The sequence below is a fragment of the Streptomyces sp. NPDC055400 genome, assembly GCF_053644375.1.
In genome coordinates this window covers 128,053-151,808 of sequence record NZ_JBSHLM010000019.1, presented here as the reverse complement: position 1 = coordinate 151,808, position 23,756 = coordinate 128,053, and the positions used below count along the sequence as shown (strand labels likewise).

General features: G+C 68.3%; 17 protein-coding genes and 5 pseudogenes. 10 read left to right on the top strand and 12 right to left on the bottom strand.

Going from position 1 to position 23,756, the window contains the following annotated elements:
- Positions 1 to 210: 210 nt before the first annotated feature.
- Entirely contained in the window at positions 211 to 1,041 is an 831-nt protein-coding gene (locus ACWIGU_RS38535) for an oxidoreductase (RefSeq protein WP_454406382.1), read from the bottom strand.
- A gap of 92 nt (positions 1,042 to 1,133) precedes the next feature.
- On the opposite strand from ACWIGU_RS38535, the gene ACWIGU_RS38530 reads away from it, so the two are divergent.
- Complete coding sequence (locus ACWIGU_RS38530) at positions 1,134 to 1,703, top strand: TetR/AcrR family transcriptional regulator (protein ID WP_454406380.1); 570 nt, start codon at positions 1,134 to 1,136, stop codon at positions 1,701 to 1,703.
- Between the two features lie 1,632 nt (positions 1,704 to 3,335).
- Here ACWIGU_RS38530 and ACWIGU_RS38525 read toward each other — a convergent pair.
- The 4 genes from ACWIGU_RS38525 to ACWIGU_RS38510 form a co-directional block, all read right to left on the bottom strand.
- Positions 3,336 to 4,703, bottom strand: a complete 1,368-nt coding sequence (locus ACWIGU_RS38525; RefSeq protein WP_454406378.1) for an MFS transporter — start codon at positions 4,701 to 4,703, stop codon at positions 3,336 to 3,338.
- Positions 4,704 to 4,841: 138 nt separating this feature from the next.
- On the bottom strand, positions 4,842 to 5,300 hold the full coding sequence (locus ACWIGU_RS38520) for an RpiB/LacA/LacB family sugar-phosphate isomerase (protein WP_454406376.1): 459 nt from the start codon (positions 5,298 to 5,300) through the stop codon (positions 4,842 to 4,844).
- A gap of 45 nt (positions 5,301 to 5,345) precedes the next feature.
- Positions 5,346 to 6,341, bottom strand: coding sequence for a LacI family DNA-binding transcriptional regulator (locus tag ACWIGU_RS38515; protein WP_454406374.1), 996 nt, complete (start codon positions 6,339 to 6,341; stop codon positions 5,346 to 5,348).
- An 832-nt stretch (positions 6,342 to 7,173) separates the two neighbouring features.
- On the bottom strand, positions 7,174 to 7,455 hold the full coding sequence (locus ACWIGU_RS38510; protein ID WP_454406372.1) for a hypothetical protein: 282 nt from the start codon (positions 7,453 to 7,455) through the stop codon (positions 7,174 to 7,176).
- A 292-nt stretch (positions 7,456 to 7,747) separates the two neighbouring features.
- On the opposite strand from ACWIGU_RS38510, the gene ACWIGU_RS38505 reads away from it, so the two are divergent.
- From ACWIGU_RS38505 to ACWIGU_RS38495, 3 genes are all read left to right on the top strand, one after another.
- Entirely contained in the window at positions 7,748 to 7,918 is a 171-nt protein-coding gene (locus tag ACWIGU_RS38505) for a hypothetical protein (RefSeq protein ID WP_454406370.1), read from the top strand.
- Positions 7,919 to 8,916: 998 nt separating this feature from the next.
- On the top strand, positions 8,917 to 10,032 hold the full coding sequence (locus ACWIGU_RS38500; RefSeq protein WP_454406368.1) for a PP2C family protein-serine/threonine phosphatase: 1,116 nt from the start codon (positions 8,917 to 8,919) through the stop codon (positions 10,030 to 10,032).
- A gap of 214 nt (positions 10,033 to 10,246) precedes the next feature.
- The gene (locus tag ACWIGU_RS38495; protein ID WP_454406366.1) at positions 10,247 to 10,519 is read left to right on the top strand and encodes a hypothetical protein; all 273 of its coding nucleotides are present in this window, start codon (positions 10,247 to 10,249) and stop codon (positions 10,517 to 10,519) included.
- A gap of 368 nt (positions 10,520 to 10,887) precedes the next feature.
- Here ACWIGU_RS38495 and ACWIGU_RS38490 read toward each other — a convergent pair.
- From ACWIGU_RS38490 to ACWIGU_RS38480, 3 pseudogenes are all read right to left on the bottom strand, one after another.
- Positions 10,888 to 11,799: pseudogene (locus ACWIGU_RS38490) on the bottom strand (CU044_5270 family protein); the annotation flags it as partial.
- 67 nt (positions 11,800 to 11,866) lie between these two features.
- Positions 11,867 to 12,483: pseudogene (locus ACWIGU_RS38485) on the bottom strand (RNA polymerase sigma factor).
- A 378-nt stretch (positions 12,484 to 12,861) separates the two neighbouring features.
- A pseudogene (locus tag ACWIGU_RS38480) lies at positions 12,862 to 13,066 on the bottom strand (cold-shock protein).
- A 668-nt stretch (positions 13,067 to 13,734) separates the two neighbouring features.
- Between ACWIGU_RS38480 and ACWIGU_RS38475 the strand changes: the two are divergent.
- On the top strand, positions 13,735 to 13,944 hold the full coding sequence (locus tag ACWIGU_RS38475; RefSeq protein ID WP_454406364.1) for a hypothetical protein: 210 nt from the start codon (positions 13,735 to 13,737) through the stop codon (positions 13,942 to 13,944).
- Positions 13,945 to 14,459: 515 nt separating this feature from the next.
- Here ACWIGU_RS38475 and ACWIGU_RS38470 read toward each other — a convergent pair.
- From ACWIGU_RS38470 to ACWIGU_RS38460, 3 genes and pseudogenes are all read right to left on the bottom strand, one after another.
- Positions 14,460 to 14,535: pseudogene (locus tag ACWIGU_RS38470) on the bottom strand (transposase); the annotation flags it as partial.
- Positions 14,536 to 14,550: 15 nt separating this feature from the next.
- Entirely contained in the window at positions 14,551 to 15,753 is a 1,203-nt protein-coding gene (locus tag ACWIGU_RS38465) for an IS110 family transposase (RefSeq protein ID WP_454406362.1), read from the bottom strand.
- Positions 15,754 to 15,956: 203 nt separating this feature from the next.
- Positions 15,957 to 16,678, bottom strand: a pseudogene (locus tag ACWIGU_RS38460) (IS630 family transposase); the annotation flags it as partial.
- A 915-nt stretch (positions 16,679 to 17,593) separates the two neighbouring features.
- Here ACWIGU_RS38460 and ACWIGU_RS38455 point away from each other — a divergent pair.
- From ACWIGU_RS38455 to ACWIGU_RS38435, 5 genes are all read left to right on the top strand, one after another.
- Positions 17,594 to 17,740, top strand: a complete 147-nt coding sequence (locus ACWIGU_RS38455) for a hypothetical protein (RefSeq protein WP_454406360.1) — start codon at positions 17,594 to 17,596, stop codon at positions 17,738 to 17,740.
- 63 nt (positions 17,741 to 17,803) lie between these two features.
- The gene (locus ACWIGU_RS38450; protein ID WP_454406358.1) at positions 17,804 to 18,946 is read left to right on the top strand and encodes an acyltransferase family protein; all 1,143 of its coding nucleotides are present in this window, start codon (positions 17,804 to 17,806) and stop codon (positions 18,944 to 18,946) included.
- Between the two features lie 208 nt (positions 18,947 to 19,154).
- On the top strand, positions 19,155 to 19,313 hold the full coding sequence (locus ACWIGU_RS38445; protein ID WP_385879685.1) for a hypothetical protein: 159 nt from the start codon (positions 19,155 to 19,157) through the stop codon (positions 19,311 to 19,313).
- An 89-nt stretch (positions 19,314 to 19,402) separates the two neighbouring features.
- Positions 19,403 to 20,983, top strand: a complete 1,581-nt coding sequence (locus ACWIGU_RS38440; RefSeq protein WP_454406356.1) for a glycosyltransferase family 2 protein — start codon at positions 19,403 to 19,405, stop codon at positions 20,981 to 20,983.
- Between the two features lie 246 nt (positions 20,984 to 21,229).
- Positions 21,230 to 21,655 carry a hypothetical protein gene (locus ACWIGU_RS38435; RefSeq protein WP_454406354.1) on the top strand — a complete coding sequence of 142 codons (426 nt, stop codon included), beginning with the start codon at positions 21,230 to 21,232 and terminating at the stop codon, positions 21,653 to 21,655.
- A 415-nt stretch (positions 21,656 to 22,070) separates the two neighbouring features.
- On the opposite strand, the gene ACWIGU_RS38430 is transcribed toward ACWIGU_RS38435, so the two are convergent.
- Positions 22,071 to 23,750 carry a glycosyltransferase family 2 protein gene (locus ACWIGU_RS38430; protein ID WP_454406540.1) on the bottom strand — a complete coding sequence of 560 codons (1,680 nt, stop codon included), beginning with the start codon at positions 23,748 to 23,750 and terminating at the stop codon, positions 22,071 to 22,073.
- Positions 23,751 to 23,756: the final 6 nt, after the last annotated feature.

The window sequence follows — 23,756 nt, the reverse complement described above, 5'->3', positions numbered from 1 at the left end:
TTCTCGTGAACATCGACCCCGCCCCGATCCAACCGCCTCCCGAGGCGGTGAACAACTGCCGTCCGAACTCGCGAACAAAGCCACGTGGCTCTGCTCATGAGCTGTGACAGCACTTGTAGGGGAGTTTGGGAGGCACCAATGTGATCGGGGGAATCGAACTGTTCACGAGATTCGACAGCGCCTGCGCGTAGCCGGTGCCTCCCGAATTGTTCAGCGGGGCAGGCCGACTGCGCGGGAGATGACGGTGTCGAAGGCGCGGTCGGGGAGGATCCGGCGCAGGGCGATGAGGGGGCGGGCGCCGAAGCCGGTGGCGTAGCGGGTTTTGGGCCGGCGGGCGGTGACGGCTTTGGCGATGGCGTCGGCAATGACGGCGGGCGGGGAGTTGCGCTTGGCGTTGGCCTCGGAGCGCAGGGAGGAGGCGACGGCGGTGGCCTGGGCGGTGTAGGGGCCGCTGGATGAGGACTTCTCCAGCTTGTCGGCGGCGATGGCGCCCCATTCGGTGGCGATGCCGCCGGGTTCGATGACGACAACGTCGATGCCGAAGGGCTTGGCCTCGAGGCGCAGGCAGTCGCTGAGGGCTTCGAGGGCGAACTTGGTGCCGTGGTACCAGCCGCCGAGCGGGGTGTAGATCTTGCCGCCCATCGAGGTGACGTTGACGACGGTGCCGGAATGCTGGGCGCGCATGTGAGGCAGGACGAGCTGGGTCAGGCGCAGGGCGCCGAAGACGTTGACCTCGAACTGGTAGCGGGCCTCGTCCAGGGGGACGTCCTCGAGGGCGCCGTAGGAGCCGTAGCCGGCGTTGTTGACCAGGACGTCGATGCGGCCGGTCTCGGCGGTGATGCGCTCGACGCCGGAGCGCATGGAGTCCTCGTCGGTGACGTCCATCGCCAACGGGCGGATGCCGCGGTCGGCCAGCTTCTGGAGCCGGTCGGTGCGGCGGGCGGCACCGTAGACGGTGTAGCCGAGTTCCTGCAGTTTGAGGGCGGTGGCCTCACCGATGCCGGAAGAGGCACCGGTGACGAGGGCGGTCTTGGAGAGCATGGCTGGTTCCTTACGACTAGGATGAACCTTGGTTCACTATCTATCGTGAGCCATGGTTCACCTTTGTGCAAATAGAAGGGCTGACGAGCCTCATGACCCAGGCCAGGGCGCCGCGCGCCGACGCGGTCCGCAACCGCAAGAAGATCCTCACCGCGGCCGGTGAACAGATCACCGCCCACGGCCCGGACGTCGGGATGGACAAGATAGCCGCCGCCGCCGGCGTGGCCGTTGGCACCTTGTACCGGCACTTCCCCACCAAGACCGACCTGGTCGCGGCCGTCGTCGCCGAGTTCGTCGCCCGCGTCGCGGACGACGCCGAGGCCGCACTCGCCCGCGTCAGCACCGGAACCCGCGCCTTGGACGAGCTGACCGCGTTCCTCGGCCGCGTCATCGAGGCGTCCGTGACCGACCGCGCCGTCAAGGCCGCCGCCCAGGCCCTCGGTGCGGAGCCGGGCGACCGAGCCGCCGAGGATCGCGCGGGGGCCGCCGTCGCCGCCCTCATCCACGCAGGCCAGGCAGACGGCGACATCCACCCTGACGTCACCGTCAACGACATCTACCTGCTGTTCTCCACCGCCCCCACCGACCAGCCATCCGTCGACCGCTGGCTCACCCTCGTTGTTCCAGGACTGACCACCCAAGCCCGGCCCGCAGACAGCTGAGGACCGGGGGATGCCCGCGCATCCGGGACTTGTCCGACAGCGGAGGTCAATAACCCACCCAGGTGCTGTCATTTCTCGTGAACATCGAACATCCCCGCACTGAGGCGTTGTTCAAAGTCGTGTACATCCGCTGTCGCTACTCGTGTACAAAGCCACCTTGCCCAGCCCCGGCTGACCAACCACACCCACCGCCCCCAACGATCCGCATCACCACACCGGCACAGTGGAACCCGGCGCCCACCCGACGCGACAACCGGGCTGCCAACCTGGCCACACCCCAAAAGGCCGCATCATCAAAAGCCCAGAGCCCCCGTCAGCACAACGACGAGGGCTCATGAACGATCGAGGCTAGTGGTGGATCAGGAGTTCGCGCATTAGTCGGAAGACGTTGGCGGTAGCCGAGACTGCGGCCAGAACTACACTCCACCGAAACCTCAAGTTGCGCTGCTCCCTCTGCCGCGAGGTACCGTCAGAGGACATGATGCATCACCTCTCTTGTGGTGATCTTCTATGCCCGTCGGGGCGAGTCGAAGCTGTCCAGGCTGCTCGCGCCGACGGGCTTCTTCGTGGACCTAGACGAAGGATGACAAGAGATGGGCGATTCGCAAATTCGGTCTGGGTTTTCCAACCACGAATTTGCTTGCCCCGCCGAGGAGTTGTGATCGCTTTCACGGTCGTGTCCCGCGGAGTGGCGTAGCCGCGATCATGGCAAAGTTGCAGGTCGCGCACACAACCAGCCGACCAGGCAGTCCTGCCACCTGTTTCTCCGTCAACTCGGTGGCGGTGGTCCCGTAGCAATCGACCCGCAGCCCCACCGGCAGGCTTTGGCGAATCGCGCCACCATCGCCAATGCACGCCGACGGCACCAGCGCCTGACGACTGTCGGGCTCGCAGCGGCCGTGAGGCACTGAGTCCAGCCTGCGACCTGCGCCTTCATTGCGATCGCCGCTATACCACTTGGCGGTGCTACCGCTGGGTGGCGCGAAAGTGTATGCCGGCGACAGAACTGTTGAATCGATTCCGGCCACTTTCGGAGGGAAATGCGTTCATGGCGTCCGGCTTTTCGACCGGTACGAATCGCTCAAAACGCAAACCCCAGGTCGTTCTGCGCCGCCAGCAGTGTCTCCGCATGCGCAGGCACCCGTAAGGGGGTGCCCAGCGTTGTCCTGCCGGGATTCCCGGTGTCCGCGGGTATCCGGATCACTCGTCGCAGACCTCTTACGCACAGGAATGGTGTTGGCTTAAAGCTGCCTCAGGGAACGGTGGGTGGAGGAGTGGCCTCCGCCCACCGCCCGTTGAGCCAGACCGTGCCTCGCCGATCCTCGCTGCTCCCGCCGATGCCGTCCGCATGTTCCGCCTCGACCGCACTGGTGGCCAGGCCGCGGGCCTCTACCTGTGTTCGGAGAAGGACTCGCTGCGCGTGTTGTTCGAGCAGTGGGTGAACGACCTCGGCATCCCCGTCCTCGTCTCCCGCGGATACGGCAGTGAGACCTACATCCGCACCGTGCGCGAACGCGTCCTCACCGAGCAGCGCCCAAAGGTTGATCGGGGAGATCTGCAAGGTCGACTTGCGTGCGCGTCCTACAGAGGAGGCGGCGAGCGGTTGCGGGGCTCGCCGGACCCGACCGACGGTCAGATCCTGCCACCTGTAGCCGGATCTTCGATGGCCGTCGCGGCGCGGCGTTCCGCGGCGACCAAGGCGCCTACGCGCTCGCGCTCCGCACGGCCCCAGGTCTCCTTCGTGACCAGGATGCCGATGAGGCCGATCACCGCCGCGCCGAGGTACAGCAGCGCGGCGCCCGGCCAGCCGAAGGCGCCCACGAGGGCGGCGGCGAGCAGTGGGGCGAAGCCGCCGATGGCCGCGGCGAGCTGGTAGCCGAGCGAGGCGCCCGACGTACGGGTCGCGGTGCGGAACTGCTCGGTGAGCAGGGATCCCTGGGTGCCGGTGAGCGAGGCGTGGATGAGGCCGATGCCGATGATGAACACCGTGACAACCAGGGCGGGTTGGGCGGATTTGGTGAGCAGGTACATGGGGAACGCGAAGAGGACGGCCGCCGTGCACCCGGCGATGTAGAGGGGCCGGCGTCCGATGCGGTCCGTGAGCGCGCCTGCCAGGAAGGTGACGCCGATGGCCAGGACGCTGGCGACGGTGATCGCGCCCAGGGCGACGGGCCGCAGGTCGGGGTGGTGGTCGGTGATGTAGCTGAGCAGGTAGGTCGCGGTGGAGTAGTAGGCGAAGGACTCGACGACGCGCAGCGCGATGACGCGCAGGATGCCGCGCCAGTCCCCCGCCAGCGTCGCCAGGAACGGGTTCTTCTCCGTACGGCCGTCGGCTCGGGCCTCCTGGAACTCGGGGGATTCGGAGAGCCGCGAGCGCACGATCAGCGCCGCGATCACCAGGACGGCGCTGACCAGGAACGGGGTCCGCCACTGCCAACTGCCCTCCAGCGTGGCGCTCCAGGCGAACACACCACTGGCCAGCGCGATGCCCAGCGGGTTGCCGGACTGGGGTATCGCGGCGAACATGCCGCGCCGGTGCCAGGGCGCGTGCTCGTACGCCATGGTGATCGCCCCGCCCCATTCGGCGCCGAACGCGAGGCCCTGGATCATGCGGATGACGACCAGCAGGACCGGGGCGAGCACGCCGACCTGGTCGTACGTGGGGAGCGCGCCGATGAGGAAGGTGGCCGCGCCCATGACGACCATCGCCGCCACGAGGACGGGCTTGCGGCCGAACTTGTCGGCGAAGTAGCCGCCGACGGCGCCACCGATCGGTCGCATCACGAAGCCGACCGCGAGCGTGGCGAAGGAGAGCAGTGTGCCGACGAAGCGGTCGCTGTCGGGGAAGAAGACGGCGCCGAAGTAGAGGGCGGACGCGGTGCCGTAGGCGATGAAGTCGTAGTTCTCGACGCTGGTGCCGAAGGCGGCGGCGATCGCGGTTTTGACGCGGTCCTTGGAGCCGAGCACGCTCGGCTGTCCGGTGGGGGTGCGGGTGGACATGGAGGTCTCCTGCGGGTTCGGGGCACGTGCGGGTACGCCGAGGGGACGCCCGGCGCGGTGTGTGCGGGCGTTGGGTGGGGCGTCGGTGCGGGAGGGGCAGGGGTGGTGCGGCGCCTGTGCTGCGGGAGTGGGGACGTGTCAGGCGGTCGTGGGCGTCAGGGTGTCGAGGGCGTTGAGTTTCGCGACGCGGCGGCGGGTGTCCACGTCGTCGTCGAAGGTGGCGGCGAGGAACTCGCGGACGATGTCGGGCACGAGGGCGTGCGGGACGAGCCAGGCGCCCATGGCGATGGCATTGGCGTCGTCGTGCTCGACGGACTGGTGGGCGGAGTACGGCTCGTGGGCGAGGCCGCAGCGGATGCCGGGCAGCTTGTTGGCTGCCATGACGGCGCCCTGTCCGGTGCCGCACACGAGCACGGCACGCTCGGCGGCGCCGGTGCGCACCGGCTCGCAGGTGGCGCGGGTGATGTCGGGGAAGTCGACGGGTTCGCTGCCGTGCGTGCCGCAGTCCACGACGTCGTGCCCGAGCGCCTCGATGGCCTGCCGGACCGTGTCCTTGAGTGCGAAACCGGCGTGGTCCGCGCCGAGGGCGACCTTCATCTGCAGTTCCTTTCGCGTGTACGTGCTCGAATTCCGCTGCAGCGCTCAGCGTTGGTGCTTGGGTGCCCGGTCGACGAAGGACGTGGGGATGCGCCGTCCTGACGCCGCACGCCCGGCGATGAGGTCGACGACTCCGTGTACGCCGAGCCGGCCGATCTCCGCCGCGTCCTGGCGGACCGCGCTGATGGGCGGCGAGGCGAACTCGAACCAGTCGAGGTCGTCGATGGACACGACCTCGATGCGGGCCGCGCGCTCGGCGCCGAGCCGCTCGCGCAGCGCGCGCACGGCGCCCAGCGTGGTCGTACCGTTTGCGCCGAAGACGGCGGTGAACGGGACGTCGCGGTCGAGGACGCGGTTCATGGCCTTGGCCGCCCCTTCGGCGAGGAAGTCGCCTGCCTCCAGGAGCCGTTCGTCGGTACTGATGCCGTGCTGTTCGCGCCCGGCGAGGTAGGCGGCGCGGCGTTCGGCGCCGGTGGAGATGGTGTCCGGGCCGCCGATGAAGGCGACGTCGCGGTGGCCCCGGCGCTGCAGCCAGTCGAGCACCTGCGCGACGCCCTGGGCGTTGTCCGTCCCGTACATCGGCGCGTCGATGCCCTCGATGGTGCGGTTGAGGAAGACGAGCGGGAGGCCGGAGGCGACGGTGGCGGCGAGCTGCGGCGAGACGGTGCTCTGCGGCGCGAACAGCAGGCCGTCGATGCGCTGGGAGGCGAAGGTCTGCAGGTAGGCGTCGGCCTGATCGGCGTCCTCGTTGGCGTTGGCCAGCAGGACGGTGTAGCCGTGCCGGCGGGCCTCCTGCTCGGCGGCGTGCGCCAGTTCGGAGAAGAACGGGTTGCGGATGTCCGAGACGAGCAGCCCCAGCACGTCGGTCCGGGCGCGGCGCAGGGCGCGTGCGGGCCCGTTGGCGACGTAGCCCAGCTCGGCGGCGGCCGCGAGCACGCGCGCCCGTGAGTCGGCCGAGGTTTGGCTGCTGCCGCTGAGCACCCGCGACGCGGTCCCCAGCGCGACCCCTGCCCGCGCAGCGACGTCCTTGATCGTGGCCATCCGTCGCTCCACCTCCTTGTGGATGCCAATCCCATGGAAACGTTTCCATAGCGTGGATGACTCAAAGATCGCACACTGGCCACCCCGGAGGCAATGGGTCTGTCCGGCGGCGATCGCCGCCGGCGAATGTGGTCCTGCCGCGTTCCGGACCGGTCAGTAGCCTGATCATGAGGTCGTCCCGGGTGACCTCAGCCGGATTCGCGCGTTAGAACTGTGTGACCACGACGACCCGGCCCGCTCCAGTCACACCCCGCGAGGAAACGGTTCTACCTTCGCCCGGTGAGCCGATCTTTGCGGCGTTGGCTGCCCGCTGGAATGAGCAGGGGCGTGTCGTGCCCGGGCAGGTGGACCGGGAGTGGGTCAGGCTGGCAGGCAGCTGCCCGTGGCCCACCCGATAGGCCAGCGTGGTGCGGTGCTCTCCACCCTCATCCCCGCACCCGCTGTACCGGCCGGTAGCCTCGACGCCCGCCCGGTCACGAGGCTGCTGGACCGGCCGGCAGCCTCGACGCCCGCCCGGTCACGAGGCTGCTGGACCGGCCGGTCAGGGTTGAGCCCCTCCCGGTTCGGCGGCCCGCGGCCAGGGGTGTCGGCGGGTGAGTCTCGTCCATTGCTCATCCGATAGGCCGGGGATGGGGCGGCTGTCCGTCTCCCACTGCCGGGCGAGTTGGGTATAGATCGGCTCTAGTGTGGGGAACCGTTTCTGCGCCGCTGTGCCGATAGTGCGGGCGAGTCGCACTGTCGTTGTGGTCACGTTGGTTCAACGGTTTCTGGAGCGTGCGGGTTACCAACGCCAGATGGGCCCGGATCTGCGCAGCACGCTGACAGGAGGCTTCTAGGCGGTGTTCGTGGTGAACAGTCGTTGGGCCGCGGTGGTGGCTCCGGTCAGCCTGAGGGGGATGTCGAGGCTCTTGCACATGCGGTGGGCGCGGACGACGACGCTGAGCATGGCGGGAGTCGGTTCCCCGGCGGGGACCTGGACGGTGACGTGGCGGGGCCTGTGGGTGTGGACGAGGGTCTCGATCTCTACGGCGGCTGCGGTCCGGGTGTTGACGTTGACGCTGTGGTGCAGGGTCACGCGCAGGGTGTCGCCGTCGACGCTGTGACTGATCAGCATGATGGCCTCCGCTCGCCGTGTCTTCGGCAGTCACTCCAATGGGAGCCGCTTGGAGTGACCGTGCCAATGTGCCTGCCCCGGCCACGGCATGGGCGCTCCCGGCGCGGCGTGTCCCACAGGCGTGCAGCCTTTGGCCGCCCGTGTCCGGCCTGCCGTACGCGGGCGGGGGCTCTGCGGCCCTACTTCATGGCCCCTCCGGCCCGGCAGCCTCACCCGATCGAGTGAGCCCGCCACGGGGCCAGGGCGGGTAGGCGCGGCGGATGGACAACTCCATCGGCAGTCTCCGGCATCGGTGCGCGAGGTGATCTCCGGCATCGTCACGGCCGTCCGCGACGGCGACGACGCCCGTATCACGGCCCTGCTCGATCGGCTCTCGACGGTCGTGGACCCGGCTGCGCTCTTCCCGCTGCACAGCTGTCTGAACGAGGACCTGCGCGGGCCCGGCGCCCGCCTGCCGCTCTGACCCGCCGTGATCGAGGGGGCGTATCGCATCCCGGGCGCGGCTGAGGGTGGGCAGGGCCACTGGATAGGGGTTCTTCTGGAACCATGGCCCACCCCGCGGACGTGGCATCGTCGTGGGAATGGGCGCCGGTGTTCTACGAAACGATCCAGGTCTAAGCCACCGGTCCGGGCAGCTGCCGGGTGACCGTGGCCGGGGACCTCGAGCTGTGCGCCGCCCCGCCCTGCGCGAGGCCCTCCGCGATCTCCTGTGCCGTCACGAGCGATTGGACCTGGACTTCGGAGCGGTCACCTTCTGCGACTCCTGTGGGCTGTCCGCGCTGCTGGCCGCCGACGCCGAATTGCGGCTGTGTGCGGTCCCGCGCCCGCTGATACGGCCTGACCGCCAGGGCCACGGACTGGGATGCCCGCGGACAGCCAAGGTGACTGCTCGTGTCTGTCTGCGTTAGTCCTGGTATGACCACGATGACGGTGGGGTCTATGCCCGGTCTCGTTGCGCAGGGCGGTGACGAAACGCCTCGTCACGCTGGTGCGGGCACAGAATCGATCTTTGACCACCTTGTCCGCAGCTGGGAAGCCGTCGGCCGTATGCTCCCCGGCCGGCCGGATACCGAGTGGGATCGCCTCGCGAGGCCATGGTCGGAGTAGATGTTGGGGGAGGGAAAGTGAGCGGCCCGCCTCACCCGCCCATTCCAAAATTTTGGAACGGGCGATTACCGCCCGCAGTGCGGGCACCGGTCGCCGTGGCGACCCCCGGTTCTGAACCACCACGCCCCGTCCCTGAGAGGGCCCCTTCTCCAGTTGTTTCATCCCGGGTTGCCGGGTTGCCGGGTTGAGGGCGGTTCAGGTGCCGCGCCAGCTCGGGGTGGACTCGGCAGTGAGCCTGCGGGTCGTATGAAGTTTGAGTGGCAAGAGTTCCTGGTCGTAAGGGCCGGGCGGCAGGCGACCGCACTTCCCGTCTCCGCCGGTGCGAGCCGAGCTAGGGCGGTGTAGACAGGAGTCATGCCGCAGCGCCTCGAAGGTCTTCGACGGCCGGTGCGAGCGGGTCGGGCGTTGATCGCTATCCCGATCGCGTGGATTGTTGCGGTGTCCGTGATCGACGTTCTTTCTCCGCCCTACATTCATCTGGGTCCGCTGCTCGTCGCGGCACCGGCGATCACGCCGTTGTTCGGCGGTCCCTGGACGGTAGGCCTGGTCGCTGGACTGGCGGTGATCGCGCAGGCGATCCTCGGGGCGCTGCGCGATCGTGACGGGATGCTCTCGGCCAATCACCAGGCACAGATCCTTGCCCTGATCCTGGTGGGCGCGAGCCTCGTGATCTTCGCTGTACTGCGGGAGCGTCGCGCAAAAGAGCTGGCGCAGGTGCGGTACGTGTCCGAGACTGCCCAGCGTGTGGTCCTGCCGCCACTGCCCAAGAAGCTCGGACCGCTGCGCGCCGCCTCCCTCTATCTCGCCGCGGAGGCCGAGGCCCGGATAGGCGGGGATCTGTACGCAGCGGCACGTACCACCTCCGGCACCCGGCTAATGATCGGCGACGTGCGGGGCAAGGGGCTGACCGCGGTCAATGACGCCGCTTTGCTGCTCGGAGCGTTCCGCGTCGCGGCCCACCGCCAGGCGAGCCTGGGCGAGCTGGTGGCCTACCTCGACCGAAGCGTGTGCTGGGACCTGATGGAGCCGGGCGAAACGAGCCGCTACGGAGAAACCTTCATCACCGCCACCATCCTGGACCTGCCCGACCACGGCGGGCGGGTCCAGATGATCTCCTGCGGTCACCCGCCTCCGATCGTCCTCCGCGACGGACGGCCCACGACCATCGACGCCCGCCGTCCCGCACCCCCCTTGGGCCTCGGCGAGCTCTCGCATCCGCGCTACCGCGTCGACAGCTTCCCGTTCGAGCCGAAAGACCTTCTGCTGCTGTACACGGACGGCGTCACCGAGGCCCGCGACTCCACCGGCACCTTCTACCCGCTCGCCGAGCGCATCACAGGCTGGACCGAGAACAACCCCGACGCCTTCCTCGACCGTCTCCGCCGCGACCTGCTGCACCACGTCGGCGGACACCTGAACGACGACGCCGCCGTGATCGCCATACAACGCCCCGCCACGCCCCGCGCCTGATTACGGCACTTCGGGAGGCGGCCCTCCGCTGCCGAAGCCCCTCCAGCAGGCCCTCGACACGACCTGCCGGCCGGACTGCGAGGTCAGCTGGCGAGCAGGGTGTCGAGCCAGTCGAAGATGCGCTGGTGGAACAGGGAAATCGCACCTTCGTGGCAGTGCTCGCCGGCGCCTTCGCATTACCCAGACCCTCGCCCTCGTCGACGGGATCCCGCCGGTGGCCGGGCGTCCGGGCCATCCCCGCCGGCGCCCCGAGGCCGTGCTCGGCGACAAGGCGTACGACTCCCGGGCCGTCCGTCGTGAACTGCGCAAACGCCGGATCATGCCGGTGATCTCCCGCAAGGGCGCCCCGAACATCAAGGGTCTGGGCAAGCTCCGCTACGTCGTGGAGCAGACCTTCGCCCTCCTCCACCAGTTCAACGCCTCGCCGTCCGATGGGAACGGCGCCTCGAACTCCACGACGCCTTCCTCTCATTGGAATGCGGTCTGATCTGCTGGCGACGACTCAAGAAGTCCCACTCATGATCCTGTTACGAGCTCTATGGACCAAGTTGATCCGGGCCCTGGCTCGGTAGCGAGGGATCTCTGCGGGGTCGTCGCAATGCTCCGGCTCGAGCCCGGCTCGACGGGCGGGGAGGCTGGGTGTCCGGAGTTGTCCACGATCACGGGGAAAGCTTCAGAGGTTCTGGGCAGCCGCAGGATCAGCGACTCAAGCCGGTCTGGCAACGCCACATCCAGGACGTCCGCCAGTTGGTGGTCATCCTGCAGCACTGCATCGAGAGGGACGTCGACCTGCTGTTCGGCTAACCGTTGGCCGGCATTACCCGCCCACGCCGACCAACGGTTACGGACAGCTCGTTAGGGAGGCTGCTTCAACCGGTCGACGATCGCCCAGTCCACCACGTGCGACAGCTGGATGTACGTCTTGTCGCCGGACGCTGAAGTCCGCTCGTCGCGGAAGCCCAGGAACTCGTAGGACCGCGGGTCGAAGATGAGGTACTTGCCCTGCCCGAACGGACTCCTGGGGTAGGACATCCCCACCCCCGTGCGCCCGGCGGAGTCCTTCACCCCCGGAATCGCCTTGACCCCAGGCACCAGGGCCAGCGCCTCGTACGCGGCGGGACGCAGCCCCTGGGGCAGCACCGGCCACTTCAGGATCTCACCGAGCATGAAGTAGGCGTCGAACCAGTCGTCTGCGGTGAAGTCACTCATCGGCTTGCTGGACGTTCCGACGCCGATGATGCCCGGGATGAGCTTCTCCGGGTCGGTGGGCAGCTTCTTCAGCTTGCTCCACTCCCGAGGGGGCCGCACGCCTTCGCCCTTCTTCAAGGGCTCTTCCCAGATCACCCGGCCGAGCTCCATGGTCAAGGAGCGCTTGGAGCCGTCCACCGAGTCCCAGTTCACGTCCTCGTGGGTCCTGACCGCGCCGGTCTTCCGCTCCGTCTCCGTGATGACCCGCTTCGAGTAGATGAACTGGTCGTCGCGCGGCGCCACCGGCTTCTCCTGCTTTCCCGCCCGCGCTGCCGCCCCGTTCAGCACTGTCGCAGCGCCGACGTTGTCCATCCGCGGGGCCGCCGTGCCCGATACACGGCCGGCACGGTCGGGGTGATCGCCCTCGTCGGCACCGTCCTTGGACATCAGCACCGCCGTTCCCGTAACCGCCACAGCGACCACTGCGGCTGTCGCGAGGCGGAGCGCGTGGCGGCGGCTGGGGGCGGCGGCGGGGTGCCTCTCCGCGTGCGCCATCGCGCTGAGCAGTCGGTGGCGGGCCTTTGCTCGGGCCGGTTCGGTCAGCGGGGCCGTGTCCGCGTCCCAGTCCCGCAGGAGTTCGAGTTCGTCAGTCATGGCCGGGTACCTCTCGCAGTATCGTCGGATCGGATCCGCCCAACGTTTCGCGTAGCTGCTGCGAGCCCGGTGCAGCCGTGATCTGACCGTGCCGATGGGGACACCGAGGGCCTGGGCGACCTCCTCGTAGCCGAGACCGCCCCATGCCACCAGCAGCAGCACGTCCCGGTGCCGCGCGGGCAGTGCAGCCAGTGCCCCCGCCAACTCCTGGCGTACGGCCTGTGCCCCCACCCGGGCCGCGGCCCGGTCGGCCAGCGGCTCCTCGTGATCGGCAGGAGCCGGGATACGGGCCATGGCTTTGAAGCGCCGGGCCTCGGCCCGCCGGTGTCGGCCGACCAGGTTGGTCGCTATGCCGAACAGCCAGGGCCGGGCGCCGTCACCCGTGGCCCGCGACGGGTCGTACCGATGTCGCTGCTGAAAGGCACTGGTGAAGGTTTCCGCCATGAGGTCATCGGCCGGCTCGCCGCCGAGCCTGCGGGCCAGATAACGATGTACCGCATCCGCGTATCGGTCGAAGAGCACGGCGAATGCCTCGGGCTCATCCCGGGACCGCGCAATCACCGAGGCATCACTCTCCGCCCCCGTGCGGACGCCTGGCTCGACGGTCATCGGGGCTCCTCTCGTCCAAGGGAACATGCTTCGAAGGCTTGGGCTTTCATCTCTCCTTCGCCGCTCGCCCCCGGCGGGTTCCCTCGGGTCCCTGGCATCTAAAGGTTGTCCCGCAACCGCTGTGCCGATTGAGGCGTTGGCCGTGCGCTCGCAGGGATGGTCCTGCGTCTGTACGGGCGTTGGCGCCGCGCGAGTCGTTGCCCCCGCGCCCGCCGGGGATGGTCCGTACTTCCCCGCCGGCTATCTCCGCCTCTGCTTCGCCCTCGCGCCTGCGGGGTGGTGTACGCGCACACGTCCTGCTCGTGATCAGTCCAACGCGTGTGGGGGTGTCCGTCGTTGCTGGCGAGCACCCCCATACCTTCCTGACCGGGCGCGTGGTCAGCTGCGGACGATGTTCTCCGCCTGGTGGCCCTTCTGGCCCCTGGGTGATGTCGAAGGTGACCTTCTCGCCTTCGACGAGTTCGCGGTAGCCGTTGCCGCTGATGTTGGAGTAGTGGGCGAAGATGTCGGGGCCTGCGCCGTCCTGCTCGATGAAGCCGAAGCCCTTTTCGCTGTTGAACCACTTCACGGTGCCGCTGGCCATACGTCTGTCCTTCACATCACCCGAGCTCGTCCAGCCGGCAAGAGCTCGGCCTCTATGCGCTCCGAGGAAGGAGCGCTACAACACGGCTCGTCCTGCCCCACATTGTCGCGACTCGTTCGATCCTGGTGATGCCGAGGGTGGTGAAGAAGGCCGCTGTCTCTCCGGCCGCTGCACTCGATCACCTCATGGTCTGGGTGGTCATTGGCCCTTGGCGACCTGGCGGCCTCTGCACTTCGCCGACGCGACAGGACATGCAGCGCATCCCGAACGCCCACGCCCTGAATCTGAACATCGAATGCGCAACCCCTACACGGGGGGCGTGAGATCTGCACAAAAGCATGCCGGATGACGTTCGGTTGGTGCGGAGTGTCAAGTCGGAAACGCCGCGGGGATGCCAGCCATCCTGCGACCCACGCAGCTTGTAGAGAAGCTGCCCCCAATTCGTGTCGAGGTCTGCACGAATGCGTAGCCCACGCGTTTAACTGCCCTGGTGAGGATGCCGTTTGGCTGGATGCTCGGCGTGCTCCGTGATTTGATCCTTTGTGCCGCCAGGGCCGTACGAAGGTTCCCGGAACTAGACGTCGCGCGCCTGCGGCTGCGGCTCGCCGTTCGTCCCCACATGGGCCGCTCCCCCCTTGCAGAACATACATACGAAGGGAAGTCCCACCATGAACTCCGCTCCCCAGGTTCAGACCATTGAGATCTCCGATGCTGAGCTCGACAACGTCTCCGGCGGCCTGAGCCCGCACGCCGGCGTCATCGCCGGACCCACGGCCGTCAGCGACTCGGACATTCTGGCTCAGGTCGACGCAGTCAAGAGCGAGGCCCTGGCCGCCGGCAGCCAGTACCACCAGGCCGGCGTCTTCGTCTCCTTCTGATCGGTAGCCTCCCGCTGCTGAGCTGTCGGCAGTTGTCGACGTTGCTCAGAATGGAGCGCCCTCCTCGGCCCCAACAGACGGCCGGGGAGGGCGCTCCTGCTTTGGGGGAAGACCCGTGGTGAGCACCGCATTAGGAGTTCAGTCCGCTCACCGTCGCAGGCCCGTTCCGGGCCGGCTATTTGGCCTGTCCGTTGCGCTTGAAGCCACCCTTATGCGCCGATTTTCTCCCTCGTTGATGTTTTCTCCCTCGTTGATGTCGAGCGTAGATGTCACCGACGTGTCGCGTAGCCGGGGCTCCCATCGGGCATGGCGGCAGAACGTCACGGACCAGTGAGGGTGGAGAAGTGCAGGCGCAGACTGTCTCTGGTCCAGTCACAGTTGAACTCGATGCCGGCTGCCCGGCCGCTACGGATGACGATGTTCGCGGCAGCACCAGCCGTGAGTCGACCGCTCGGGTCGTAGATCGGGCGCTTGTGTTGTGCCGTGCGCTCGGTCTCCCATCCGTACCCGTCGGTCCTCCCAGACCACCACGATCGGCCCGCCGATCTGGATGTGGGCCCGAAGGAGTAGGTCCCGGTAGTCCTTCCAGGAGTCTCAATGATGAAGTCAAGCCGCTTGCGTGACGGGTGGGGCGGGGGTGAAGACTCGTCCGTCACGCAGCAGTGCCCACAGAACGCTGACGCGGCGGCGGGCCAATGCAATGACTGCCTGGACGTGCTTGCAGCCCTCGCCACGCTTCTTGAGGTAGAAGTCCCGGTTCGGTCCTTCGCGCGTCGTGCTGGTCTGCGCGGACATGTAGAACACCCGTCGCAGACGGCGGCTGTAGCGCTTGGGACGGTGGAGATTCCCGGTCCGTCGCCCGGAGTCGCGTGGGACGGGTACCAGCCCGGCCGCCGATGTCAGATGGCCGGCGTCGGCGTAGGCCGACAGGTCGCCGGCCGCGGCGACGAACTCGGCGCCGAGTATGGGCCCGATGCCTGGCATGGACTCGATGATTTCTGCCTGCGGGTGGCTGCGGAATGTCTCGCGGATCTGCTTGTCGATCCGCTTCAGCCGGTCCTCCAGGGCCAGGATTTGCTCAGCCAGTTCGGCCACGATCTGAGCGGCGACGTCCTCGCCGGGAAGTGCGGTCTGCTGGGCCTGGGCCGCTTCCAGAGCGGTCGCGGCGACCGCGTCGGCGCCGCGCACGCTGCGGTTGGCCAGCCAGGCCGTCAGCCTCGCATAGCCGCGGCGCCGGATTGCAGCCGGGGTTTGGTAGCCCGTCAGCAGGACCAGCGCGCTTTTTTGGGCCGCGTAGTCGAAGGCCCGTTCCAGCGCAGGGAAGACGCCGGTGAGCACGTCGCGCAGGCGGTTGATCATCCGCACCCGGTCGGCCACGAGGTCGGTGCGGTGGGCCGTGAGAAGCGCGAGGTCGGCGGCCAGCTGGGCGGGCACGTCGATCCTGGCGAAGTCATTGCGGTGGCGTGCGGTCTCGGCGATGACGTAGGCGTCGCGGGCGTCGGTCTTCGCCTCGCCCCGGTAGGCGCCCGACATGCGGTTGACTGTGCGGCCGGGCACGTAGACGGCCTGCTGGCCGTGCGCTGCGAGCAGGGCCAGCAGAAGCGCGGAGGACGTGCCGGAGATGTCCACCGCCCAGTGGACCCGGTTCGCCACCTCCAGGATTTCGCCGAGCGCGGCCAGGATCGCCGACTCATCGTTCTCGATCTTCTTCGACCACAGCGTCGCGCCGGTCTCGTCGACCACCGCCGCCCAATGATGGCCCTTTCCCGCATCGACGCCGGCCCAGACCTGGGCCTTCCGCTGACTCACGTGCCCCTCCTCGCGCCATCTGGCATGCCGTCGGCCCGAGGAACACCCCGCTGTCATCTCCGTAATCAGCGACCGCACGTAGCGCGCACATCTCAATCAGCAGCCAGGGCGCCCCGAAGAGCCGGGCGGCCACTCCTGGCTAGCCACTGAAGGCTGAAGCTCTTGAGCCACACCCGGCCCTCCCGGGCCGACTAACAACTTACGGAGAAGCTCTTCCGGGCGCCCTTCAGTAACAAGTGGTTGCGGGGCCGGTCGATCAGGCGGCTGTGTTGCCCGGGTTTGTAGCAGCACAGGGCGGCGACCGAGGTGCGTCGGCGGGATCTGCCGCGGACGCGGATGATGGGGGTGTGTCCGCGCCGGCGCCAGGTGCGGGCGCGGGGCGGCGTCATGGAGAACCCGGCCTCGTCCTCGACGACGATCCAGGCCCCACGGGCCGCCGCGAGGCTTTTACCCGCGGTCACACCTCCTTCTTCCACAGCTCGACGGCGTGCTCGTCGCGCTCGAGGGCTCTGCGGGCGGGTGCCTGCCAGGACCAGCCGTGCCGTTTCAGCAGCCGCCACACCGTCCCCACCGACAAACTGAGCCGCAGACGACGGCGGATCACGTTCTGCACCCGGGCCAGGGTCCACCGCTGATCCTCGAAGCCATGTGCAGCCGGCCCCTTCGCCAACTCCTCCTCGAGTACGGCGAATTGGGCATCGGTTACGGACGGGGAGTTCGCTGGCCCTGCCGAGCGCAGGGCCTCCATCCCGCCCTCGCGCCATGCCCGGCGCCAGCGTTCCACCGACCTCACACTCACCCGCAGATCCTTCGCGATCACCGCAGTCTTCTCACCTGCCGCGAACCGCTCGCCGGCCTGGAGCCGGATCTCCTCCCGAAACGCCCGACGCTCGGCGGTCAGACCCCCACCCTTCGGATAACGCATACAACCGACATACCGCAGGGATCATCAACCGTCACCACCCGACGACAACCCGAAAACCTCAGTAAGAACATGAGTGAGATGGGCAGTTGAGGCCGGGCTCCGGCTGGCTTTGTTCCTTTGGTGACCGTGTTGTGCGTTGTCCGCCTGCCACTCCTCACGGTGGGCCGGGCGCCGCTGTAGCGCCGTCCAGACAATGGGTCCATGGAGGTCCTCAGGGAGTCCCGGGCGGCGTAGAACCGCTCCGTGAGGTCGGCGGGCGCTTTTGCAACGCCATGCGGTGGACACCAGCTTCAGCGGCGAGGCGACGATGATGAGGCTGTCGTTTGAGTGTGTGGGCCGGCCGGCCGGGAGGCAATCCGTGCCTGCGTGGATGCGGGAGCGCTCGTCCTCGTGTGGCTCGTTGGCGTTCTGTGCAGCGGAGCCGGGGCGACGGCGAGCGCGCGGAAGCGGTCGGCGGTGAGACGGAGGCGCTCTGCCACGGGCGCGGCAGGTGGGCGTCCTTTACGTCGAGTCGGTCGGCGTGCTCTCATGCCGCGCGGGCGTGGCTGTCGGTTGCAAGCGCGCACGTGCCGCCCCCTCACCTCGTCCGGGCCGCAGACTGGCACGGCCAGTCCGAGCCGCCGGTGATCCGTCTTGCCAGCCGGCAGCTGACCGGGGTCGTGGCCGGCAGGACCGTGAGCACGGTCGTGCAGCGTTGCCGTCAACGGGGCCGACGCTTCTCACTCGGCTCTCACTGTCATCACGGCGTCGGCTTACCTCCGTTCGCCAACGTAGTGACGGCTGCCGTCTCGCCGCTTCCGGCTCGCGGCGCGGTTGTTCTGTCTGCAGCCCGCAGGGACAGGCCGCCGCATCGGCGTGCCCCGAGCAGTACGTCGGGGTGAGCCGCATGCCATAGAAGCTGCCCCGAAGGGAGTCATGATCAGGCTGACGTCCATCGCACGTGACTGTGACGAGTCCGACGACGCACTGAGCGACCTGACAGATTCACTGCCAGAGAATGAGGATCCGGACGACGACGCTGAGACGTCTCTCTTCGAGACGCTGCGGGCCTACTTCGAGTAGGCATGGCGAAGTACGCGGTGGTAACGAGCACGATGCAGTCGAGGAGAAGAGCACAGCTCGCGTATGAGTACAGCGGACTACCGCCATGCACCGTCCGCCCGCATTACCCGGCGCCTACACCGCTATCTCGACCCACCGGAGTGTGCTTCTTCGGTCGGCCGCCGCCTGTTCGCGGTGGACGGGCTTCGCCTGGTCGCCGCTTTGCTGGTGGTCGCCTACCACTTCGTCGCCTCCGGCGCCGGGAGCACACGGGGCGCCTGGGGAATGCCCACCGCCAAGGTGTTCCCGACAGCGCACCACCTCGCGCAGTACGGGTACCTCGGCGTCGAGATCTTCTTCGCCGTCAGCGGGTTCGCGATCTGCTGGTCGGGGTGGGGGCGTTCTCTGCGCCAGTTTGCTGCCTCTCGCATATCGCGCCTTTATCCGGCGTACTGGCTGGGCGTGCTGGTCACCACGGCCGTGCTCACCCTGTCTCCCACCGTCAACAAGCCGAAGCCCCACCAGGCCGTTCTGGTCAACCTCACCATGCTCGAAAGACCTCTGGGAGTTTCCGAGGTCAGCGGCGTGTACTGGACGCTGTGGTCGGAAATACGGTTCTACCTGCTGTTCGCAGTGGTGCTCCTCTTCGGCGCGACGTACCGGCGGGTGCTGTTGTTCTGCCTGGCGTGGACGCTGGTGTCGATCCCGGCAGAGCTCTCTGGCTCCGCGTCGTGGGACGCGGTCTTCGAGCCGTCGTACAGCCAGCCGTTCATCATGGGCGTCTGCCTGTATCTCATCCATCGCTTCGGTTCGCGTGCCGAGACATGGGCAGTCTTCGGCTTCTCCTGGCTGGTCGAGGTCCACGAGCTGGCCCGCCGCTCCACGTGGACCTCCAACGCCCTGGGCTGGCACGTCTCATGGTTCGGCTCGGTCGCGGTCTTCACCGTGCTGCTGGCGCTGCTCGTGCTCTGTGTCATCGGCCCGCTCGCCCGCCTCGACGTGCGCTGGCTCAGCACGGCGGGCGCCATGACGTACCCGCTGTACGTGCTCCACGACGAGATCGGGTACACCGCGATCCGGGCGTTTCGCCACGACGTTCCGCGGTGGCCGCTGCTGATCGCGCTACTGGTGGTGTTGCTGGCGCTGTCCCACGCGGTGGCGCGATGGGTGGAGAAGCCGGTGGGCAGGCGGCTGCGCCGCTTCCTGGAGACCGCCCGCCGCCGCTGACCGCTCGCGCCCGCAACTGAGCCGGGGACGGGCGGCATTCAACTGGGCCCGCGCCACGGACAGCCACGCCGGCAGCTCGTTGCGCGGGCCGGTTCCGACGCCTGCACGCCACGCGGTCGCGTTCCCACCGCGCTCTAGTTTTTTTCGCGCCCTCCTCTTACATCGCGACGCAAGGCTTGGGGGAGTCCTGGCGAGTACCCGCGGACCGGTGGCGTATGACGTCGCCCTCTCCGGCCACGAGGTCTCGCATTCACTCGACCCCGGGGTCCGCATGAAGCTCGATTTCCAGCCGCGCCACGCCCTCGGCGCCAACGGCGCGATCAGCACCGACATCAGCCTCGCAGCTCTCCCGGCGGTTTCATCGTGATGCGCGACAGCACGGCGCGTGGCACTGAGGTCCCCGTACGGAACCGGTCCGGCCGAGCATGCACGACCACCGGGCACGTCAGTGTCGTGGTGATCGTTTACAACGACGCGGAGCACATACCCGACGCGGTGCGTTCGGTGCTCGCTCAGGGAGAGACGGTGGCCGAGGTCATCGTCGTCGACGACGCGTCGGTCGACGGGACCCGGGACGCTTTGCTCGCCTTCGCCGACGACGACCGGGTGCGGGTGCTGTCAAGGGAGCGCAACAGCGGCGGCTGTGGAACCCCGCGCAACGACGGCATGGCTACCGCACGTTCCGAGTACGTGATGTTCCTCGACAGCGACGACACATTCCCGCCCGGTGCCGTCGACGCGCTGCTGGCGGCCGCGGACGCTCATGACGCCGATGTCGTGGCGGGTCAGTGCCTGCGCCGTGAACTGCCCGACGGCCGGACCACGGGGTGGCAGCCCCAACTCTTCGACCGGTCTGCCGGCGCTGAACTGCCGGGTCAGGTACTCGAAGGGATCGGACAGCAGCCTGGGCTCCTGTGGGACACCCTGTCGGTAAACAAGCTCTACCGCCGGGATTTTCTCACCGAGCACAACGTCAGGTTTCCAAGTGGTGCCTTCCACTACGAGGACTTCGTCTTCACCGCCCGGCTCTACGCCGCGCAGCCGCGGCTCGCGATCGTGGACACCCCGGTCTACGTCTGGAACGTCCGCAGGCAGGCGCCGAGTCTGTCCATCTCCCTGCGCCGCGCGGTGATCTCCAACTGGGAGCACCGGGTGGCTGCCCACCGGCAGGCCGTGGAGGTTTTGCGGACAGCCGGACACTCCGATCTGGTGGCCGCCGCGCAAGGCAAGTTCCTCGACTACGACGTGGCCATGTACACAAGAGATCTGCCACTGCGCACCAGGGAGTATCAGGAGAACTGGTGGAAGGTGACCGGTGGATACCTCAGGACCTTCGGCGCCGCCGGCTACGCCGCCGCACGCGTGCCTTCCCAGTGGCTCGGCCGTGTTGTGGAGGCACTGCCCGAGCCCGCGGAGACCGGCCGCCTGGTGGAGCTGGCGGCCCGGCCGCCGCGCCTGGTGCCGCCGTACAGCAGCGACGGCGCCACGCCCGTGTTTGGGCCGGGCCCGGCGTCCGTTCCCCTGGAAGGACTCGACGAACTGGCCCCCCGCGAACTACCGATAGCGATCGACGGGCGGGTGACGACAGGTCGGGTCACCCGGCTCACCCTGCGGGTGTATGACCTGTACGGCCAGCTTGCCGCTCTCGCCCCGCAGACCGTACGCGTCGTCTTTCGGGAACAGTCCGGGACACGTGCCGATCGCGTCACCGAGGTTCCGTTGGTCCCGGTCGAAGAGGGCTGGGTCGCGGAGGCGCGGCTGCGGACCAGCGAACTGACCGGTCCGGCGGACCTGATGGCCTGGGGCATCACGGCCGAAGTGCGGTGTGCCGGGGGCGAGGCCGTGCAGGCCGAGGTGCGCGCCGCGGGGGCCGAGCAGGCATGCCGCCGGGCCGTGTTACGTCTGGGACGCCCACTGTTCGTGCAGGTACACGTGACGCCGGGATCGGCCCTCAGGCTACGTGTGGCGGACAGTGCCCGTGGGCTTGGCCGCATCACCGGGGGGCGAGCCCGCAGGCTGATCCGGCGGTTCCGGTAGCCCACGCGGTACGCGTCGCCGGCGCATGGACACGGAGGCACAAGTTCCCGCTGCGGCAGAGCGTGCTTCCTCAGTGCGGTGGCCAACCGACCGAGAGAAGAGAAGACGCCCGATGAGAGTGTTGGCGAGACCAGACTCCGACGATGCGGCCGCAGCCTTGCGTCGTCCTCGCCCGCTCCCCACGCTGTGGAGCGGCATCCCCCTCATCGTGGTGCTGTCGACGTACAGGCCGAGAACCTGCCGAAGATGGCAGAGGAGCTGATGCCTGGCTGCTGGTCGCCTACCCGGACAACCCCGTTGATCCAGCCGCAGGCGGCGGACGGCACATCCGCGGCCTGTCCTGCCCCCGGCGACCGGGCACCGGACTGCCGCGGCCTGTTGAGCGATCTCGCCACCTACCCGCGGCGGCTGTTCGACCTGCTGCGCACCCCGCGGCACGTGCTGCTGCTGTTCGCGGGCTCGGAGCACGCCTCGGGCGACGGCGCCGCCCGGCTCGAGGCCTGCGCCGCCGAGGCGCATCGCGCGGCCCACGGCCTCCTCGACGCCTATCTGGTCACCGCCGCAGAGGTACCGGAGGACGCCCGCCCGGTCGGCCTGCGCCCCCACGGGTGCGCGACGCGGCGGGCGAGTTCCGCGACGCCTATGCGCCGCGTGACGGCGAGGCCATCCTGATCCGCCCGGACGGCTACCTCTCCGGACGCTTCCACCCGGCCGTACCGGAACACCTGACGGCGCATCTGCGCCGAACCTTCGCCTGACTCTCTGGCGCTGCTGCGCAGTACCACGTTCGCTGGGTGATCCAGTACCCCACGGGCAGCGGACTCTCCCTCAAGGACCCCCGGTCCGGCAGGCCGCAACCAGCCCTGGTTGCGAGGTCCTGCTCCGGGGCAGCGACTTCTGAGACGTCGTACGACGCGCTCCCAGCCTCTCGCATGGAGCGGAGCTCGGGGGCGTCGCCGCGGGAGCACGGGAGGCCCCTGTCCCAGCGGCGCCGACCGCCTCACACGGGTTCGACGGTGGGAAGCAGCACGTCATCAGCGTGCCTGGGTCTGATGCTGGTGATCACACTCGGAAAGAGACCGGCTTCCTATTTCACCAGACCGCGGATCACACCGCGCGCTTGGCGCAGGCCGGGACCCGCGACTTTGCGCAGCGTTGGCAGGTGTGGTTCCGCTTTCGCCAGCAGTCCCGCGCGCTCCCATGTGATCTTGAGGCGGCCGCCGCCGTGGCCCTCGGGCTCGACGGTGACGTGGTGTTCGGCCATGCCGCGGCGATGGGTGACCTTCTTGCTCAGCCGGGGAAAGTTCAGGGGGGCGAGCAGCACGCCGGTGTTGTGCTGGCGGTGCTGGGAGATGGTGAGCACCGGATGGCGCACCCCGGAGAAGCCTTGCAGCGGAAACGGGACTGCACCGAGGTCGATGGTGACGGTGCCCTCGAAGAGCCCCGGGTGGACCGGGTCGAGCCGGAAGGAGGCGCTGAGTCGTTTTCTTGCGGGCGCGAGGTGGATCGTTGCCACGACCGGGCCCATCGGCAACTGGTTTCCCGGGTCGTAGGTGCGCACGTCCAGGGTGATGCGGGAGCCGGAGGCCGGCGTGACCCGGGTGATCTCGTGTCGCAGCAGGGCGTTGCGGAACGGCCGGCTACGCGGGGCCAGGTCGGTGATCTCCAGCTCGCGGGCGGAATCCGGGTCGGCAGGGATCACTGAACCCCAGTAGACGCGCCCTGCGGCGTCCTCCGTGACCTCACGCGGTCCGGCCGCGCGGTCCATGCCGCGCGCCGCTAGCTGCGCCTCCTCGTACCGCCCTTCGCGCACCAGCTGGATGACGACCCGCTGGTCTCGCGGCAGGCGTTGGAACGCCTCGGGGGCGAGGCTGTCGAGGTACGGCGAGACTTCGTCGCTGAACTGCTTGATCCAGTCGTGCGTGCGGTACGGCAGGTCGCCGGTGTACATCCGCAGGTCGTGCCTGAGGAACTTGAAGTCCTTGTCGGGCTTGATTTCCTGGTGACCGCTGTCGACCAGGAAGTCGTCGATGAGCTTCGCGACATCGACCCGGTCGCGGACATTCTCGATGCGGTGGCGCTGGTTGGAGATGGACAGCGCGTCAGCGGTCTCGAACGGTGATATGTACCAGCTGTAGACCGGGTCCGGGACGATGGTGAAGGCGCGGGCGAGGCAGTACGCCTGCGCTGAGAACAGCTGGTCCTCGTAATGGATGCCGAGCGGGAAGCGCAGCGTGTGCCGGTCGATGAACTCCCGGCGGTACATCTTGTTGGTCGACAGGTGCTCAAACAGCACACTGGGCTCGTGCCGGATGCCACGCACCGTGCGTGTGCGTTCGAACAGGTGCGGGTGCCAGTAGGAAAGCGTCCCGGTGTCGGTGCGGACCCGCTCGACGGCACCCATCGCGAAGTCGACTTCACTGTCGGCGCGCAGCGCCTCCAGCAGGATCTCGCAGGCCTGCTCGGGGAGTGTGTCGTCGCTGTCGAGGAACATCAGGTACGGCGCCCTGGCGATCTCCATCGCCGCGTTGCGCGGGGCGCTGCACCCACCGCTGTTCTGCGGCAGACGGTGGTAGATGATGCGGTCGTCCTGAGCCGCCAACGCCCGTGCCACTTCAGGGGTGTTGTCAGTGGAATGGTCGTCACTGATGATGATCTCGATGTTACGCAGGCTCTGGCGGCGCAATGACTCCACCGCGCGCGGCAGCCGCTCGGCGTCGTTGTACACGATCACTGTGACGGTGACGTCGGGGGCCGCCTTGGCCATGGATCC